Origin of the sequence: uncultured Ruminococcus sp. (assembly GCF_947301925.1) — a bacterium.
In the GTDB taxonomy this organism is placed as follows: Bacteria; Bacillota; Clostridia; order Oscillospirales; family Ruminococcaceae; genus Ruminococcus.
Map to the genome: position 1 here is coordinate 68,661 of NZ_CAMYUE010000006.1, position 16,443 is coordinate 85,103.

At 48.6% G+C, this 16,443-nt stretch carries 10 protein-coding genes; 4 read left to right on the forward strand and 6 right to left on the reverse strand.

Going from position 1 to position 16,443, the window contains the following annotated elements:
* Window positions 1-216: 216 nt before the first annotated feature.
* Both Q0Y65_RS09070 and Q0Y65_RS09075 read right to left on the reverse strand, forming a co-directional pair.
* The gene (locus tag Q0Y65_RS09070) at window positions 217-2,742 is read right to left on the reverse strand and encodes a BspA family leucine-rich repeat surface protein (RefSeq protein ID WP_297959024.1); all 2,526 of its coding nucleotides are present in this window, start codon (window positions 2,740-2,742) and stop codon (window positions 217-219) included.
* Window positions 2,743-3,013: 271 nt separating this feature from the next.
* The gene (locus tag Q0Y65_RS09075) at window positions 3,014-3,736 is read right to left on the reverse strand and encodes a hypothetical protein (protein ID WP_297959026.1); all 723 of its coding nucleotides are present in this window, start codon (window positions 3,734-3,736) and stop codon (window positions 3,014-3,016) included.
* 358 nt (window positions 3,737-4,094) lie between these two features.
* Here Q0Y65_RS09075 and Q0Y65_RS09080 point away from each other — a divergent pair, with 358 nt between their 5' ends.
* Entirely contained in the window at window positions 4,095-5,384 is a 1,290-nt protein-coding gene (locus tag Q0Y65_RS09080; RefSeq protein ID WP_297959028.1) for an O-acetylhomoserine aminocarboxypropyltransferase/cysteine synthase family protein, read from the forward strand.
* A 182-nt stretch (window positions 5,385-5,566) separates the two neighbouring features.
* Here Q0Y65_RS09080 and Q0Y65_RS09085 read toward each other — a convergent pair whose 3' ends face one another.
* The gene (locus Q0Y65_RS09085; RefSeq protein WP_297959030.1) at window positions 5,567-6,805 is read right to left on the reverse strand and encodes a leucine-rich repeat protein; all 1,239 of its coding nucleotides are present in this window, start codon (window positions 6,803-6,805) and stop codon (window positions 5,567-5,569) included.
* Window positions 6,806-7,128: 323 nt separating this feature from the next.
* On the opposite strand from Q0Y65_RS09085, the gene Q0Y65_RS09090 reads away from it, so the two are divergent.
* Complete coding sequence (locus Q0Y65_RS09090) at window positions 7,129-9,984, forward strand: carbohydrate-binding protein (RefSeq protein WP_297959032.1); 2,856 nt, start codon at window positions 7,129-7,131, stop codon at window positions 9,982-9,984.
* Window positions 9,985-10,129: 145 nt separating this feature from the next.
* Here Q0Y65_RS09090 and Q0Y65_RS09095 read toward each other — a convergent pair whose 3' ends face one another.
* On the reverse strand, window positions 10,130-12,433 hold the full coding sequence (locus tag Q0Y65_RS09095) for a BspA family leucine-rich repeat surface protein (protein ID WP_297959034.1): 2,304 nt from the start codon (window positions 12,431-12,433) through the stop codon (window positions 10,130-10,132).
* A gap of 269 nt (window positions 12,434-12,702) precedes the next feature.
* Between Q0Y65_RS09095 and Q0Y65_RS09100 the strand changes: the two genes are divergently transcribed.
* On the forward strand, window positions 12,703-13,269 hold the full coding sequence (locus Q0Y65_RS09100; protein ID WP_297959036.1) for a haloacid dehalogenase-like hydrolase: 567 nt from the start codon (window positions 12,703-12,705) through the stop codon (window positions 13,267-13,269).
* 37 nt (window positions 13,270-13,306) lie between these two features.
* Here Q0Y65_RS09100 and Q0Y65_RS09105 read toward each other — a convergent pair whose 3' ends face one another.
* Window positions 13,307-13,576 carry an acylphosphatase gene (locus Q0Y65_RS09105; protein ID WP_297959038.1) on the reverse strand — a complete coding sequence of 90 codons (270 nt, stop codon included), beginning with the start codon at window positions 13,574-13,576 and terminating at the stop codon, window positions 13,307-13,309.
* Window positions 13,577-13,724: 148 nt separating this feature from the next.
* Complete coding sequence (locus Q0Y65_RS09110; RefSeq protein WP_297959040.1) at window positions 13,725-15,920, reverse strand: glycoside hydrolase family 11 protein; 2,196 nt, start codon at window positions 15,918-15,920, stop codon at window positions 13,725-13,727.
* A 248-nt stretch (window positions 15,921-16,168) separates the two neighbouring features.
* Here Q0Y65_RS09110 and Q0Y65_RS09115 point away from each other — a divergent pair, with 248 nt between their 5' ends.
* Complete coding sequence (locus Q0Y65_RS09115; RefSeq protein ID WP_297959042.1) at window positions 16,169-16,354, forward strand: hypothetical protein; 186 nt, start codon at window positions 16,169-16,171, stop codon at window positions 16,352-16,354.
* The last annotated feature ends 89 nt before the right edge of the window (window positions 16,355-16,443 follow it).

A 16,443-nucleotide genomic window follows, 5' to 3' on the forward strand; every position in this document is an offset into this window, starting at 1 on the left:
TACCTCTGCAAGGGCCGGGATATAATATCCCGGCCTTTGCTTATTGTGACATAAAGATCCCCCTCAGTGCTTCCGCAGCTGAGGGGGATCAGTCATATCATTCTGTTAAAGGGGAGGGAGCTCTGTGCTGGTGGTGATAACATCTTCAGCTTCAAACTCGATCATTTCCATCTCGGGAGTGGTGTATATTTCCTTCATAGTTGTATTTCCTTTCGTTTACTGCTGTACATAATCTAATGCTGCAACTCCATAGAGGTAAGCTGCCGAAGCTGCGTCAACAAGCTTCTGGTTTGTTGAGGCCTTGTTTATGACCCTCCATACATAGGACATGGGTGTGAATGTGTACTTATGGCCGTCGATAGTAACGGTATGAGCTGTGAGGAGCTGCTGTGCGGGAATATCCGGGAGCTCGTAGTACTGCTTGCCGTCCTTCTTCTTAGGAGTTGCCTTTACGGTGCTGTCATCGAAGACAACACTCTTGCTGTCGGTGTATATCCTGAATGATGTGGCGGAATTGAGCACCAGAGATATCTTTATATCATCGGGAAGATCAGTGGAGTGCTTCTCCTTGATATCAGCGATTTCTTCCATAGTGAGTTCTGTTACCGAATACTGTCCCTGACAGAAGTAGTTCTCTGCGGCGTTGCAGAAATTGAGGAGCTTCTCTGCGAGTGTCTTTTCCTTAGCGGTTATATCATAACCGCCGTATAATGAGATATATTTTTCGATCAGCTCGTTTACTGTACAGCTGTAGCTGCTGCGGCTTACGATCTGTCTGTTGGAATTCAGCAGATTGATCTTTTTGCCGTCCTTGTTGTAGAAGCTGTATGTGATAGTTTCGCGGGACTGTGTTGCGTCGATATAATAAGGAGCCACATACTTTCCGTCTGCATTTTTCTCCAGATCGGAGACATCTAACCTCTTTTCACCGGCAGGTCCCTCAATAACTACGGTCTTTAGGTCTGTATTGGTCGTGAATGCTACCTGCATACCGATGAGGCCCTTTTTGAGAAGGAGCTGAGCGCCTTCCATAGTAACATTGTATGCGGGGCAGTTGGTCAGTATATTATTCTGAGTGTAGGTATTATCCGGTACCTCAAAGCTTGTAACGTCAAGCTCCTTGAGTGATGTGCAGTCGTTGAACATATAATTCATGTAATCAACGCGGCTTGTATTGAAATTGGTGAGATCAAGCTTTGTAAGACTTGAACAGCCGTTAAACATATCGGTCATAAAGTATACTTTTGAGGTATCAAAATTGCCGATGTCAAGTTCTTCAAGACTTGAACAGTTATAAAACATACCGGTCATTTCGGATACTCTTGAGGTGTCAAAGCTGCTGAGATCGACGGTTTCGAGGCTTGAACACGAGTAAAACATTCGCTTCATATTGACTACTTTTGAGGTATCGAAGCTGCTCAGATCAAGTTCTTTAAGGCTTTCACATCCATCAAACATACTGATCGTATCGGTCAGCTTTGAGGTGTTAAAGCCGCTCAGATCAAGTCTTTCAAGACTTGAACAGGTTTGAAACATACAGCTCATACTGGTTACATTTGAGGTATCAAGGCCGCTGAGATCAAGCTCTGTAAATGCTGTACCGCGGAACATGGCGGACATATTGGTTACATTTGAGGTATCAAAGCTGCCGAGATTAAGCGATGTAAGAGCTGCATTATCAAACATACTGTTCATGTACTTGACATTTCGGGTGTCAAAGCTGCTGAGATCAAGCTTGGCAAGGCTCATACAGGCAGCAAACATACCGCTCATGGACTGAGCGTCTGATGTGTCGAAGCTCGAAACATCAAGCTTTTCAAGAGAAGTACAGCCGCTGAACATACTTGTGAAGCTTTCAACTTTAGATGTATCAAAGCTTTTTACATCAAGTTCGGTGAGGCTTGTACAGTTAGAGAACATACCGCTCATATCGATCACCTTTGAAGTGTTGAAGCGGCTGAGGTCGATCTCCCTGAGGCTGCTGCAGTTTCCGAACATTGAGTGCATATCCGTTGCATTTGCCGTATAGAACTGAGGCATATAGATGTATTCAAGAGATGCGCAGTCAAAGAACATTGCGGATAAGGACTGGGCGGAGAATGTGTAGAAACTGCTCAGGTCAAGCTTTTTGAGCGATTCGCACTCCTGGAACATACCGGCCAGTATCGTTACCTTTGTGGTTTTAAAGCTGCTCAGGTCGATTTCTTTAAGGGATTTGCAGCCGTAGAACATATTAACCATGTTTGTGACATTGGATGTGTCAAAGCTGCTGAGATCAAGCTTGGTAAGGCTCGTACAGCCAGCGAACATACCGCTCATGTTTGTGACCTTTTTGGTATTTAAGCTGCTCAGATTTACGGCCCTGAGCTTACTACAGCCTGCGAACATGGTGATCATACTTGTAACAGCTGACGAATCCGCATTTGAAAGATCGATTTCCTCTGCCATGAAACCGCTGAACAAACCTGTGCAATCTGCGGGTAATACAGTGTTTTCCTCGCATACTACCTTCTTTACATCAGAGTTGTTGGCCCACTGCTGAACTTCTGACTTTACTACTTCACCGCTTAGTGTAAGTGTGAGCGTTGCATCGTTGAATGATACTGTGGAAGTGTCCTCTGCGTTTGCGGATATGATGCTGCTGAATAAGGGCTTATCGCCGACAGGCGCTGTGACAGCTCCGCCGAGGAGGGCGACTGCCATTATGGCGGCGATGGTTTTCTGCATTAGTTTTCTTTCCATTACTATATCTCCTTATTATATAGAATTGCTGCTTCGGCAGTGACTATGGCAGACACAGACCTGCCTTGCGAGCGCGGTCGAAGCAATACAGCGGGATACTCATACAAAAGTTATAAACGGTATGATATCTACAGCCTGTATTACATGATACTTAAATATTACCACAGCGGGAGCAGTATGTCAAGGTGAATATTGCTTTCAGATACCGTATACCCTATGACTGTAAATATTCGGATATAAAGAAGAGACGGCTTTGCCGTCTCTTTTTGTATCATGATCCGAAGGATATACTGTCTGCCTTCCATGTGCCGTTTTCATTTACGACTCTTATATCCGCTGTGTCGATACCGCCGAAATTGTCGAAATCGGCAAGTATTGACCAGCCATTCTCAGATGTCTTTTCTATTTTCGGTGCTGTTTCTTGGAATATGTAGAAGCCTCTTGCGTAGTTCTGCATATATAAAGCTCCTTCTACGTCGATATAAAAAGGCGATTCACCACCTATTAGATAACTGTAACGTTCATTTATCATATTCTGGCTTATATAGCTGTCCTGAATTGCCTTTATATCGGCTGTGCCTGTAAATCCGCTTTCGGTTACTTTATAATAGTTTATACCGCTTTCGGAAGTATATACTGTTTCTGCGTCATATGACAGACCGCAGCCGCCCAGCCTTTCAAGGCTTTTTATTGCATTCACGATCCCGGCTGCCTGAGCTTCGGTGGGACCGCCCTCTGCGGTATTGTCTGCCTCTGTGGGAGCTGCTTCCTGGGCAGCCTCCGTGGTGGCAGCTTCTGCGGCAGCGGCCTCCGCTGTGGTGGCGGCTTCTGCGGCAGTTGTTTCTGCTGTGGTCTCCTGTGCGGTTGTTACCGTGGTGCTCTCCTTTGCGGCAGATGTGGCAGCCTGAGAGTTTCCTTCCTCCTGCTTTCCGCAGCCTGCGAGCATAAGTCCTGCTGCTATGCAGGATAAGATCATCGTTGCTTTTTTGTTCATTGTGATATTCCTCCGTAATGCTGTTTTTGATGATGAGTGCGCTGCACTTTTTCATTAATTATTTTATACTAAATGAGGTGAGATGTCAATAGATAAGGTGAAAATAAACATTCTGAGTTATAGGTTGAGCCTATAACTGACAATGGGTTTTTTGCATTGGACAAACCTACTAAGTCGGTGTATAATATAGACATACCGAACGAAAGGAGAGGTACGATGAAAAAACTGAATAAGCTCTGCCGTCTCCGTTCTATCGTCAGAGGAACAGACCGAATGTGCGGACGGCGATGTTAAAAAAGTTCATTAGTTACAAAGTAAATTAATATATGTGAATCATAATTATCAGGAGGAAATTACAATGGCTAACAATAAATTACATTTTGAGACACTTCAGCTCCACGTTGGACAGGAGCAGGCTGACCCCGCAACAGACGCAAGGGCAGTACCTATATACGCGACTACATCTTATGTGTTCCATGACTCTCAGCACGCTGCCGACCGCTTCGGCCTGAAGGACGCAGGCAATATCTACGGCAGACTTACCAACTCCACACAGGACGTTTTCGAGAAGCGCATCGCAGCTCTCGAGGGAGGCGTGGCTGCTCTGGCAACAGCTTCGGGCGCTGCCGCAATCACATACACCATACAGGCTCTTGCAAAGGCAGGGGAGAACATAGTGGCTTCCAAGACGATCTACGGCGGCACATATAACCTGCTGGCACATACGCTTCCCCTCTACGGCATAAACACAAAGTTTGCCGATCCCGACGAGGAGGGAAGCTTCGAGGCAGCTATCGACGAGAACACAAAGGCTCTCTATATCGAGACTCTCGGCAACCCCAACTCAAACGCTATAGACATAGAGAAGATCGCAAAGATCGCTCATGCACACAATATACCCCTTGTTGTTGACAATACCTTCGCAACTCCCTTCCTTGTACGCCCCATAGAGTACGGAGCTGATATCGTTGTTCATTCGGCTACAAAGTTCATCGGCGGCCACGGTACGGCTATCGGCGGCGTCATCGTGGACAGCGGAAACTTCGACTGGGCAGCTTCGGGACGTTATCCCTGGGTATCCGAGCCCAATCCAAGCTATCACGGCGTAAGCTTCACGGCTGCTGTGGGAGCTGCTGCATTCGTTACATATATCCGCGCTATACTGCTCCGCGATACAGGCGCTACACTTTCTCCCTTCCACGCATTCATCTTCCTTCAGGGACTTGAGACCCTTTCGCTCCGCGTGGAGCGCCACACCTCCAACGCAAAGAAGATAGTGGAGTATCTTGCGGCACATCCCCAGGTAGAGGCCGTTCATCACCCCTCACTCAGCTCGGAGCCCAGCCATGAGGTGTACAGGAAGTACTTCCCCAACGGCGGCGGAAGCATATTCACCTTTGATATCAAGGGCACTGAGGACGACGCGAAGAAGTTCATCGACAATCTTGCCATATTCTCGCTGCTGGCAAATGTTGCCGATGTGAAGTCGCTGGTTATCCACCCTGCTTCCACTACACATTCCCAGCTCACAGAGGCAGAGCTGGCAGAGCAGGGCATCAAGCCCAATACTATCCGCCTGTCCATAGGCACAGAGTATATCGACGACCTTATAGCTGCTCTTGATGACGCATTTGCAGCGATAAAGTAAGATAATACCCCGGAGCTTTTAACCGCTATACTCATATAGCGGTTTTACGGGTGATATTGAGGAAAGATCTTTTGAGAACGGCTTTTTCTCATGCTTCTTTCAGGACTACGGTCTTAATTCTTCTATAGCAGAGCCCCTATAAAAAACCTGCCCCCTTGTATAATTTACAAGGGGGCTCTGTTTTAGTAATAATCAGCTATAAAGTCCTCAATGGACCTGGCAGTTTCGTCCTCTTTCAATGTGGAGGTATAGGCGTAGTAGGAAAGGATATTTGAAGCGTCAACAGCATTTATACTGCCGTCATAGTTTACATCTGCGGCAAATTCCTGGGTTTTATCATAGCCGCCTGCCTGATCGGTGGAGGTACGGGCGTAATATGCCAGCACGGAGGAGGCGTCCACGGCGTTTACTGTGCCGTCGTTGTTGACATCGCCCAGAAGCGAGCCCAGAGGCGGTCTGCCCAGTGATACAAAGCTGCGGCCGTACTTATCCGCGTATTCTGCGGCTGTAGAACCCTCATAGCCCGTGATTACGCCTGCATACTCCTCGCTCTTGTTGGTGAAGGTGGTAGGTCTGCCGAATATCTTGCAGTCGGGGGAGAGTATTACCACTTCCCCGAGGGCGGTGCAGTTTGAAAATGCCTGCATACCTATATCCTCAACGGAGGCAGGTATTGTGACCGAGGTCAGGGATGAGCAGCTTGCAAAGGCGTTATTCTCTATAGTTTTCACGGTGTTTGGTATGTAAAGCTTTTCCAGAAGGCTGTGTCCCCAGAAGGCGTTGCTGACTATGGTAGTCACAGAGTCGGGGATAACGGCCTCCTTTGTGTCTGCGGCGAACAGCAGCATACCGTTTACGATGACGAACCGCGAATTCTCAGCTTCTGCCTTGAGCCACGGAGTATTGGAAAATGCAAGGCTTCCGATATATGTCACCGAGGAGGGTATGTTTACTTCGGCAAGGCTTTTGCATAAGGCAAATGCCATTGATGATATACTTGTCAGCGACTTTGGAAAGGTCACCGATCTCAGCGATCTGCAGCCGCTGAAGGCTGATGAGCCTATAGAGGTCACGGTATCGGAAAAGGTCACGGATACGAGGTTTGTGCAGTCGCTGAAGGACTGGGCGCCCACGCTCGTTATTCCGTCGCCTATGATGACCTGCTTTATGCTGTCCTTTTTGTCTGCCCAGGGTATGGAGTAATTTGAATTGAGACTGTACATATCTCCCGTGCCGCTGACTGTGAGAGTGCCGTTGCTGTCAAGCTGCCAGACGGCGTTCTTTCCGCAGACTCCGCTGTCTGCGGCCGCTGCCGAGGCGGACAGGTCCGTGACGGTGAACTGTGACAGCGGAGGTATCGCTGGCGTTCCTGTCAGTACAGCTATACCCATCAGTGCTGATGCTATGGCTTTAAATTTCATACTATCCCCTCCATAGTATAATGATCCTGAAATTATAATACCATAAAAGGAGCTGAAAGTCAATGAGCATTGATTAAAGCGGCAGAGTTCTTTTAATTAAATAATAAAAACCGCGGCTAAATCATCGGGAAGTAGTTAATTTACCAAAAATGTCATTATCGTTGTATTACAGCAGGGCTGTGTAATGCTATAATTAACACGCATAGATATAAAATGGTGATTTTTCACAAACGGAACTATATGATCAGGGGGTATTAAAAAGATATTGGTTCTCAGAATTAAAGAAAAAGAAATGAGAATTAATATAGAAGGAGGAATTTTATATGAACGGACGATCAAGAGGAACAGCGATCCTTGCGGGCGTTGTTTCGGCATTTTCTGCGCTGAACTCTGTGGGCATCGCAGGAGCTGTCAATGCAGTGGGCGGAGTTCAGGAGGTATTCTATGTATCTCCCGACGGCAGCGACAGCGGCGACGGCTCGGCGGAGTCGCCCTTTGCCACGCTGGAAAAGGCCCGTGACCAGGTTAGGAAGATAAACGGTAGTATGACAGGCGACATCATCGTTTATCTCCGCGGCGGAGATTACCGTATCACCGAGCCTGTGGAGTTCGACACAAGGGACTCGGGCACAGGGGGCTTCAATGTCAGGTATGAGGCCTTTGAGGGCGAGACTCCCGTGATAAACGGCGCTCAGAAGGTTACGGGCTGGACAAAGTACAACGACAAGCTGTGGTCGGCTCCGCTGGACAGAGATGTTAAGCTCAGAAACCTGTATGTCAACGACCGCCGCGCCAGTATGGGCAGCGTGCAGGTTCAGGCCAAGGGCGGCTATGGGGATTACTATATCCAGGCGGGGCAGGCGGACTGGGCCTGGGATTCGGGAAAGAAAAGCGACGGCATAGTCTACGACGCAGGCTCCATGCCTCGTATCACCTCAAATTTCGACGACCTTGAGGTGGTCAACGGAACCACATGGAACGAGAATATAGTCTGCTCGCGCGATGTGAAGTACGACGGGAACAGCGTCATACTGCTCATGCAGCAGCCCTACGGCGCTATAGCCCAGACTCCCGGCTGGGGCGCAGGCTTCACCACGGGCGGCACCCATACGGTATATAATGCCTTCTCCTTTGTGGACAGCGAGGGCGAGTTCTTCTTCGACAAGACGGACAAGGTGCTGTACTACTACCCCAGAAGCGGTGAGGATATGACCACCGCCGATGTTGAGGCTCCCGTGGCGGACGGCCTTATAAAGATAGCGGGAAAGTCCACCTCCGACCGTGTGAAGAATATCAGCTTCAGCGGTATTACCTTTGCAAATACCGACTATCAGCTCACAGAGGTTGCAGGCTCTCACGGAAAGACCACCTGTCAGGCTGCACAGAGCTATACCGCATTTGCGGACTCCAACTGGCACCTGAAGAATTACGAGATGGTTGATACTCTCCCTGCGGCTGTGCATATCACAAGCAGCGACGGTATAAAGCTCACGGGAAATGTGGTGAAGCATACGGGCGCGGACGGTATCTCAATGACCAATGACGTTATAAATTCCGAGGTGAGCGGCAACTTCATAACCGATATCACCTCCAGCGGTATCACCGTGGGACACCCTCAGCATATCTACATCGGCGACGGTGACGGCTCCAACCGCGAGAAGTTCCCGCGGGGCGTCGAGGGCGTATGCAAGAACGACCTCATAACCGAGAACCTGCTCTATGATATCAGCGTCGTTCACGGCTTCGGCGGCTGTGCGGCGATCACCGCATACTTCGTTGACTCGGTGAGCATACTCAGCAATACCATTGAAAAGACTGCCTACAACGGCATACATATGGGCTGGGGCTGGTGCAACTTCAAGGACAGCACCACCTGCCGCGATAATAAGATATGCTACAACAGGGTCATCAACTCGCTGAACCGTCTCCACGACAGCGGCGGTATCTATACTATAGGTCAGATGCCCGGAACTGTCATCAACGAGAACTACGTTCAGGGCATACCCGCAGGCGGTCCGGGCTGGCCTACATACGGACTCCACAACGATGAGGGAACTACCTATATCGAGGAGAACGACAACGTCCTGGAGATCAGTCCCGACGTTACTTACACTATCAACTGTGAGGAGTACGGTGACAAGCACCACCTCACTATCAAGCGCACCTACGCCACAGTAAACAAAATGGGCAAGAATCCGCCATACAGCGATATCGACGCTCCTATCGTAGTTTCCGATAACGTATGGCCATTTGCTCAGTACAAAATATGTCTGAATTCGGGTATATCCGACGATTACCGCAGTCTTATGCCTTCGTGGCTGAAATCCGCGGCAGATCAGGCATTCCCCGCAAGCTGCGCCACTACCTGCGGCAGCAAGCTCCCCATAAGGAAGGTTGACGGAACTGTGTGGATAGCTCCCGACGGTACCGATACATTCAAGGCAGGCGCCGATATGACAAAGGCGAAGGGAAGCGCAGGCACTATAAAGACTCCCTCAAAGGAGGGCGAGTACAGGATATACGTTCTTGACGAAAGCGGCAAGGTGCTCAGCAAGTCGGGACATATCCTCAGACTCAGCGGTACGGGAAGCGCCGACGCAGGCGATGTCATCGAGGCGGAGAGCTGCCAGTACAAGTCGGGCGTGGACACCGAGAACTGTTCGGAGGGCGGCAGCGATGTGGCCTATATCGAGAACGGCGACTATATCGGCTTCAAGGATATCGACCTTACCGATGTAAGCGGCATAGACTTCCGTATGGGCTCCAACGGTGCTGAGGCTGCTCTTGAAGTAAGACTTGACAGCCCCGACGGAAAGCTCATAGGCAGAATGGACGTCAGCGGCACAGGCGGCTGGCAGACATGGAACACACAGAGCTGCACCATTGACCCCACCACAGGCAAGCATGATCTCTACTTCGTATTCACAGGCGGAGAGGGCTACCTCTACAACGTCAACTGGTGGAGACCTGTGAAGCCTGCCGAGGAGTATATCCCCGGCGACCTCAACGGCGACGGTGCGGTGGACGTATACGATATGATACAGATGCGCAGAGCTGCCGTTGACGGCGACGCCGAGCGCTTCGGAGCAGCAGATGTCAACGCCGATGACGTTATCGACGAGGACGACCTGAAGCTCCTGGGACAGTATCTCAAAGGCGAGATAAAGACATTTGAATAAAAAGAAGCAGCCGCCCATAAGTGATATGGGCGGCTGCACTTTTACCTGCATTATACGGGAGGAAGTTCTGTACTTGTGGTTATAACGTCCTCAGCCTCGAAGGTGATGATCTCTACCTCGGGTGATGTGTAAATATCTTTCATTTTTATGCCTCCTGTTCAGCTTTGTAGTTTTCTGCGGCTCTTCCGTAAGCGCAGAGCATTCTGCATATAGTATCCAGCTTGGGATCTGCATCGGACATATTGAATACTCTCTGTACATAGGACAGTGCGCTGAATGTGACCTTCTTACCGCCGATAGTGATGGTATAGGTGTCGTTGAGCTGGTCTGCTCTTACGTTGGGGATCTCAAAATACTTGCCGTACTTGCTTGTCTGTGCTTTTAGCTCTTTTGTGCCGTACTTAGCTGTATTTTCATTGCCGTTGTGGTAGATTCTGATGGAAGTTCCGGAATTGAGAACCAGTGAGATCTTGCATTTGCCTGTCTCGTCCTTCATTTTGCTTTCCTCTATCCTGTTGAGGTCGGCGTCTGATAAGGTGGGAACATCGTATGCAGCAGCGGTATTGTGGAAATATTCCTTAGCGCATATGCAGTAGCTGCGGAGAGCCTGTGCAAGCTCGGTAACTGAAGCTGCTGCGCTGCTGTCAGCCAGAAGCTCCTCAAGGTATGAATCAAGAGTGCGGCTTGCCTGACAGTGATCGGCAATAGCGTCGTCCTTGGTGCATACCAGAAGCTTTCTGCCGTCGCTGTTGTATGCGGCCAGTGTGACTTCCTTATAACTCTGATCGGAATTCAGAGGATATGTAAACTGATACAATCCGCTGTCCTGGAGATGATCTGATATATCCGTGAAGGTGATATCGCCGTTGGGACCGCTGAGAACTACCTTTGCAAGATTGTCGCATGACTGAATGTGGAAGTTAAGGTTTATTGTACCGTCGAGAGTGGTATTATTGTACATTGCGTATACCATATCGGGCTTCAGCTTGTCGCAGCCGCCGAGCATACTGCCCTTCTTTTCGACGTTCTTCATGTCGAAGCCTGAGAGATCCACATCCCTGAGCTTCAGGCAGGCTATGAACATACCGCCGATATCTGTGACGTTCTCGGTGTTGAAGCTGCTTACATCAACAGATTCAAGTGCTGTGCAGCGTCTGAACATATTGGACATATTTGTTACAGACGAGGTATCAAAGCTGCTGAGATCAAGCGAGGTCATCTGGCAATCGTCAAACATAAATGCCATATCGGTGACCTTTGAAGTGTTGAAGTTGCTGAGATCAAGTGAAGTAAGCTTTGCGCAGCTGTCAAACATATTCCTCATGGTCGTTACATTTGAGGTATCAAAGCTGCTGAGATCAAGAGAAGCAAGCTTTTTGCAGTTAGAAAACATTTCTCTCATATCCTCAACCTTTGAAGTATCAAAGCTGCTCAGATCAAGTGAGGTAAGGCCGGAGCAGCCACTGAACATCTGGTACATATTTTTAACGTTCTGTGTATCAAAGCCACTGAGCTCAAGTGAGGTAAGACCGGAACAGCCGGAGAACATATACTGCACTTCAGTTAAACTTGAGGTGTCAAGACAGCTGAGATCAAGTGAGCTGAGGGACGTGCATTTTGTGAACATATGGATCATGCTTGTTACATTAGATGTGTCAAGGGGGCTCAGATCAAGGGATGTCAGACCTGTACATCCAATGAACATACCGTACATAGTTGTAACATTTTCAGTATTGAATGAGCCCAGATCCAGCGAGGTGAGACCTGTACAGCTGTCAAACATATTCGTCATTTTTTTGACAGATGAGGTATTGAAGCTGCCAAGATCAAGTGAAGTGATGCCGGTACAGTTGGAGAACATATAGCTCATGTCAGTTACATTGCTTGTATCAAATTCGCTTACATCAATTACAGGTACTTTTCTGCAGTTGTGGAACATCCAGCTCATATCAGTTACATTTGAGGTTTTGAAGTGTCTTACGTCAAGTGATTCAAGCTTTGAGCAATTGCTGAACATCTGAAACATACTCTTGACATTTGATGTGTCGAAGCTGCTGATATCCAGCTTTACAAGGTTTCCACACTCGTAGAACATACTCTTCATGCTGGTGACGCCTGATGTGTCAGCATTTGAAAGGTCGATCTCTGTTGCTTTGTAGAATGCGAAAAGTGACGAGCAGTCCGCAGGAAGTACGGTATTCTCGGCGCATACGATCTTTTCTACTTCTTTTTTCTTTTCAAAATCACGAACTTCAGCTCTTACGACATTGCCGCTGAGGGTAAGGACGCCATCCACTAATGAATCATTTAATGCTGTTTTGGTTGACTGATCTGCTGCGCTTGCAGTAAGGGGAGCTGAAAGGGGCGAGCTGCTGCCGCTGAAGGGCAGGGCTGTTCCCATAAGTGCAACAGCAAGTATAGCTGCCGCAGTTTTCTTGAAATTGCTCATTGAAACATCTCCTTTTATAAAATATAAAACGCTTCGCGTTTGAGATACTGTGGTGATCGTCTCTGCTTTTGTATAAAACCAAACAGAATCAACTTTCAGTAATCACGGACAAACTGATTTTACCATATATTCCCGCAGTTGTCAAGGCGATTATTGCGGTGTGTACGCTGTGACGGCGGTGCTTTTTCGGCGTTACGTTGACATTTTTCCGTTCAGGCCGTATAATAGTAAGGGCGGCAGCCCAGCAGCTGAACACAGAGGTGATATTCATGAAGGTATTCGATTTCGACAACACGCTTTACCGCGGCGAGAGCGCCGTTGACCTGGCAATTTACATGATAAGGAACAACAGGAGGGTCATTCTGTACCTTCCCAAGATATTCTATAATCTGATAAAGTACAAGCTCTGTCTGGTGGACAAGAGGAAAATGGTGCGGGCTGTGGACGATTTCCTGAAAAACGTCATACGCAGCAGAGAGGAGCTCTTCGGCGCAGTTGAGGGCTTCTGGGCGGAATACGGCCGCAAGCTTGACCGAGCCATGCTGAAAAGGATAGACAGTGACGACGTTATAATCTCGGCGGGGCCCGATTTTCTTCTGTATGGAATAAATGAACTGCTGGGAACGGAGAATATAATTTGCAGCAGGATAGACTCCCGCCGTATGAGGGTGAAGTATCTCAACTTCGGAGACAACAAGGTCAGACGATACAGGTCTCTCTACGGCGATAAGCCCATTGACTGCTTCTATACGGACTCCTACAACGATAAAGCCCTTATGGATATATCCGACAGGGTATACATCGTAAAAAAGGGCAGGCTCAAACGAGTAAAATGAAAAAAGGCGGCTGTATAAGCCGCCTTTTTCATGACTGTTATCTTACCTCGAAGCTGTAGTCTCCGTGAACGGGTATGTCCTCGGACTCTATGCGTTCAACGCTGCCCCAGCTGTGATCTTCAAGAGCCTCCGTTAGAGCCTCGATATCCCTGCGGGTGCCCTCGGCCTCCATTTCCACCGAACCGTCGTCCATATTGCGCACCCAGCCCGATATGCCGAAGCGTTCCGCGGTATGCCTTGCCTTCCATCTGAAGCCTACTCCCTGAACGTAGCCGTAGAATACTATATGTCTGCGTATCTTATCCATATCTTCCTCCGTGATAATATGCAATGATCTCCTGTTATTTTAGCACTATCGCTTATGAATTGCAACTGATACAATGCCCCCGGGCGTGTCGGAACGCTCGGGGGCAAAACTTTGCCGTCTTATGGACTGCCTGTTTATGGTTTATATATCAGTTTTTATGATATTCGGGCGCATTACAGAATGACAGCTCCTTGATGTCCGCGTTGCCCGAGCAGTTGAAGGCGTCTAATTCAAATCCTGCCCAGGTCAGGATATCCTCGTCAGTATTGTCATCGAACCAGTATGCCAGGAAATCGTCGAGCGAGAGCACATCTTCGGTATGGGCGCTCTTGCCAACGGGTGAAACGGCGTCCTTGCGGTAGAAGAATATTGCGGAGGGTTCCGACACAGGGCCGTTGTGCTCGGTATAATACTCCTTGCCGTTTATGGTCGCGGTACCAAGTTTGCCCTCGTCCAGAGCTTTCTGAAGCGATTCGTCAAGTTGGCCGCCTTCTGTACGGAATTCATATATAACAAAGTGTGTTTCCTGTGTATTGCCCTTGTGGATGAAATTGCCGTAGAAGTGCATATCCATATCTCCGTCACTCATGATATCTGCGGAATAGCGGATATTGCAATCCGTGCACTTCTTGTCGGCGGCTTCTCCGTCGTAGAATTCGTAGCTGGTGAGTCTGTACAGCTTGGTGTCGTTCCATTCTGCCGAGACAGAGCCGTCCTTTCTGACGATGGCCTTGAGACTGTCATCGTTCACCTTGCCGCCGCTGATCTCGAAAGAGCGCTCTCCGGTCTCTCCTGTCTTTTTGGCGTCTCCTATGATGAGCTCCGCTTCGTCCTGTGAAACAGGTATCTCGTCAATGGTGTTGAGTACGAATCTGGTCAGGAGAACGAGGTCGCTGACATTGCTTCTGAGGTCGCCGTTGACATCGCCCTCAACGGATATCATATTATCGTCCATGGCGTTCAGTATAGCTTTGCGGCATACGGGGATATCAAGGCTGTTGACCACTCCGTCGCCGTTGAGGTCGCCGCGCAGTCTCTTTGCTGCCGAGGTATATTCGGGCTCTCCCGAGGAAATGCAGAAATCATCTATATAGAATCCCACGGGTGATGATGGGGTGTAGACCAGTTTGTACTTGTGGTACGGGTCAAAATTTATCGTGAACGGGATATCGGTGATGCTTGTCCACTGTCCCGAGACGCACTTTCTTGTGCCCAGTGATATCCTTCTGAGATAATTCTGCGGAGCGTCACTGTATTCCACCAGCTCCACTTTCATGGACAGATCTTTTCCTGATTTCTGGAATATTTTTGCACCTGTGAGGTAATCCTTCTTTGCATAATACATTGATACGGGCAGATCATAGGGGTCTATCTCATAACAGAAAGCTCCGCTGTCGCCTGCGGTTATCTGCATGGACTGATCGTCGCTGTAGGCCTGTTCGTCGGTGAGTGCTGCCGTACAGTTGCCTTCGGTTCCTGCCTTGAAATCTTCACATTCCATATCCAGAGTTATTATGCTGCCGTCGTCGCCTACAGGGAGGGGATCATGCTTGGGATAGGCCTTCTCCTGACCCTTGGGTCCGAAAACGTAGTCATTGGATATTGTTCTGTATGTATTCATGCGCTTCAGTTCCATGGAGCCGGTGCTATTGAATGCGTCAAGCTGGAAATCGATCTCGTAAAGGTCTCCGAGAGGGAGGCCTGCTTCGCTCCACGCCTTGAAATGCTCTGCAACGTTTACTGTGCCTGCTACATGATTGCTGTGGTTTAGCTCCATTTGCTTGTTGATGCAGACGCTCCAGTATGAGTTGTAAGCATTCTCGCGGACACCATGCTGGCATTTATAGATCTGATAGTACTTGCCGTCAATGAAAGCAGTGGAAAGCTTTTGTATGTTGTCTCCTTCTGCTCCGGGAGGCATCCAGTCGCCATAGGCTTCAACTATATTGAAGGATATCAGCGGATCAGTGAACCAGCCGCCGATTCCGATATATGCGTTTCCGGCAGTGGTGATATCAGCCTCGTAGTCTATTTCGTATTCCGATACACGATAGGCCTTTATGCCCTGATTTTCATAGCTTATGCCCTTGGTGACAGTCACATCGTATTTGGCGTCCCACTCGGCAGTGAAGCCGTTGGTACCGCTGTTTTCATAATTGCACAGACTTTCTTCCTGGCTCTTAAAGACTCTGTAGCTGTAGCCGTCGATCTCGCCGCTTATTTCCCCACTGTCCGCCATTGCCGTTAGAGGAGCAAGGCTGCTGAAGCCGAGAGCTGAGGGAGCTCCTGTTATGCAGGCAGCTGCTGTCAGTGCTGAGACTATTCTTTTGATCTTTTTGTTCATTATTCATTCCACCTCTCTGTAATGCTTGATGTACCTGTCAAGTGAAAAGCATATACTTTCCATTATAATGATTTTACACTGATTTTCACAACAAGGCAAGTCGAAAATTGTTGATTTTTATGAAGATGTGCTTTTTTTGCTGTCTGTATAGTCGGAGCTGCGGTATATGGGTGAAACGGGAATAATCCTTCCCTGCGGTGAATATCATTCAGTGACGAAGCGTCGCATTTGCGGAAGGAGAGATACTAATGAAAAAAGCACACAGAAAGATATTCAGCGGAGCCGTTTTGTGCGGCGCTGCGCTGTTCACGCTTTACGGAGCCTCCCGTGTGGCGGAAAGGGCCGAAAACGCTGCGCTGCCCGCGGCACTGACCGATACGGATACCGAGATTCCCGTTATCGTGCTGGACGCAGGACACGGCGAATCAACTTAAACATAGTTCATTTAAATGACATCGCTCCCCGAGCAGAGGAGCGATGTTGTACTATTTATGCGGTTATAGGTTTATTCTGAAATACATAA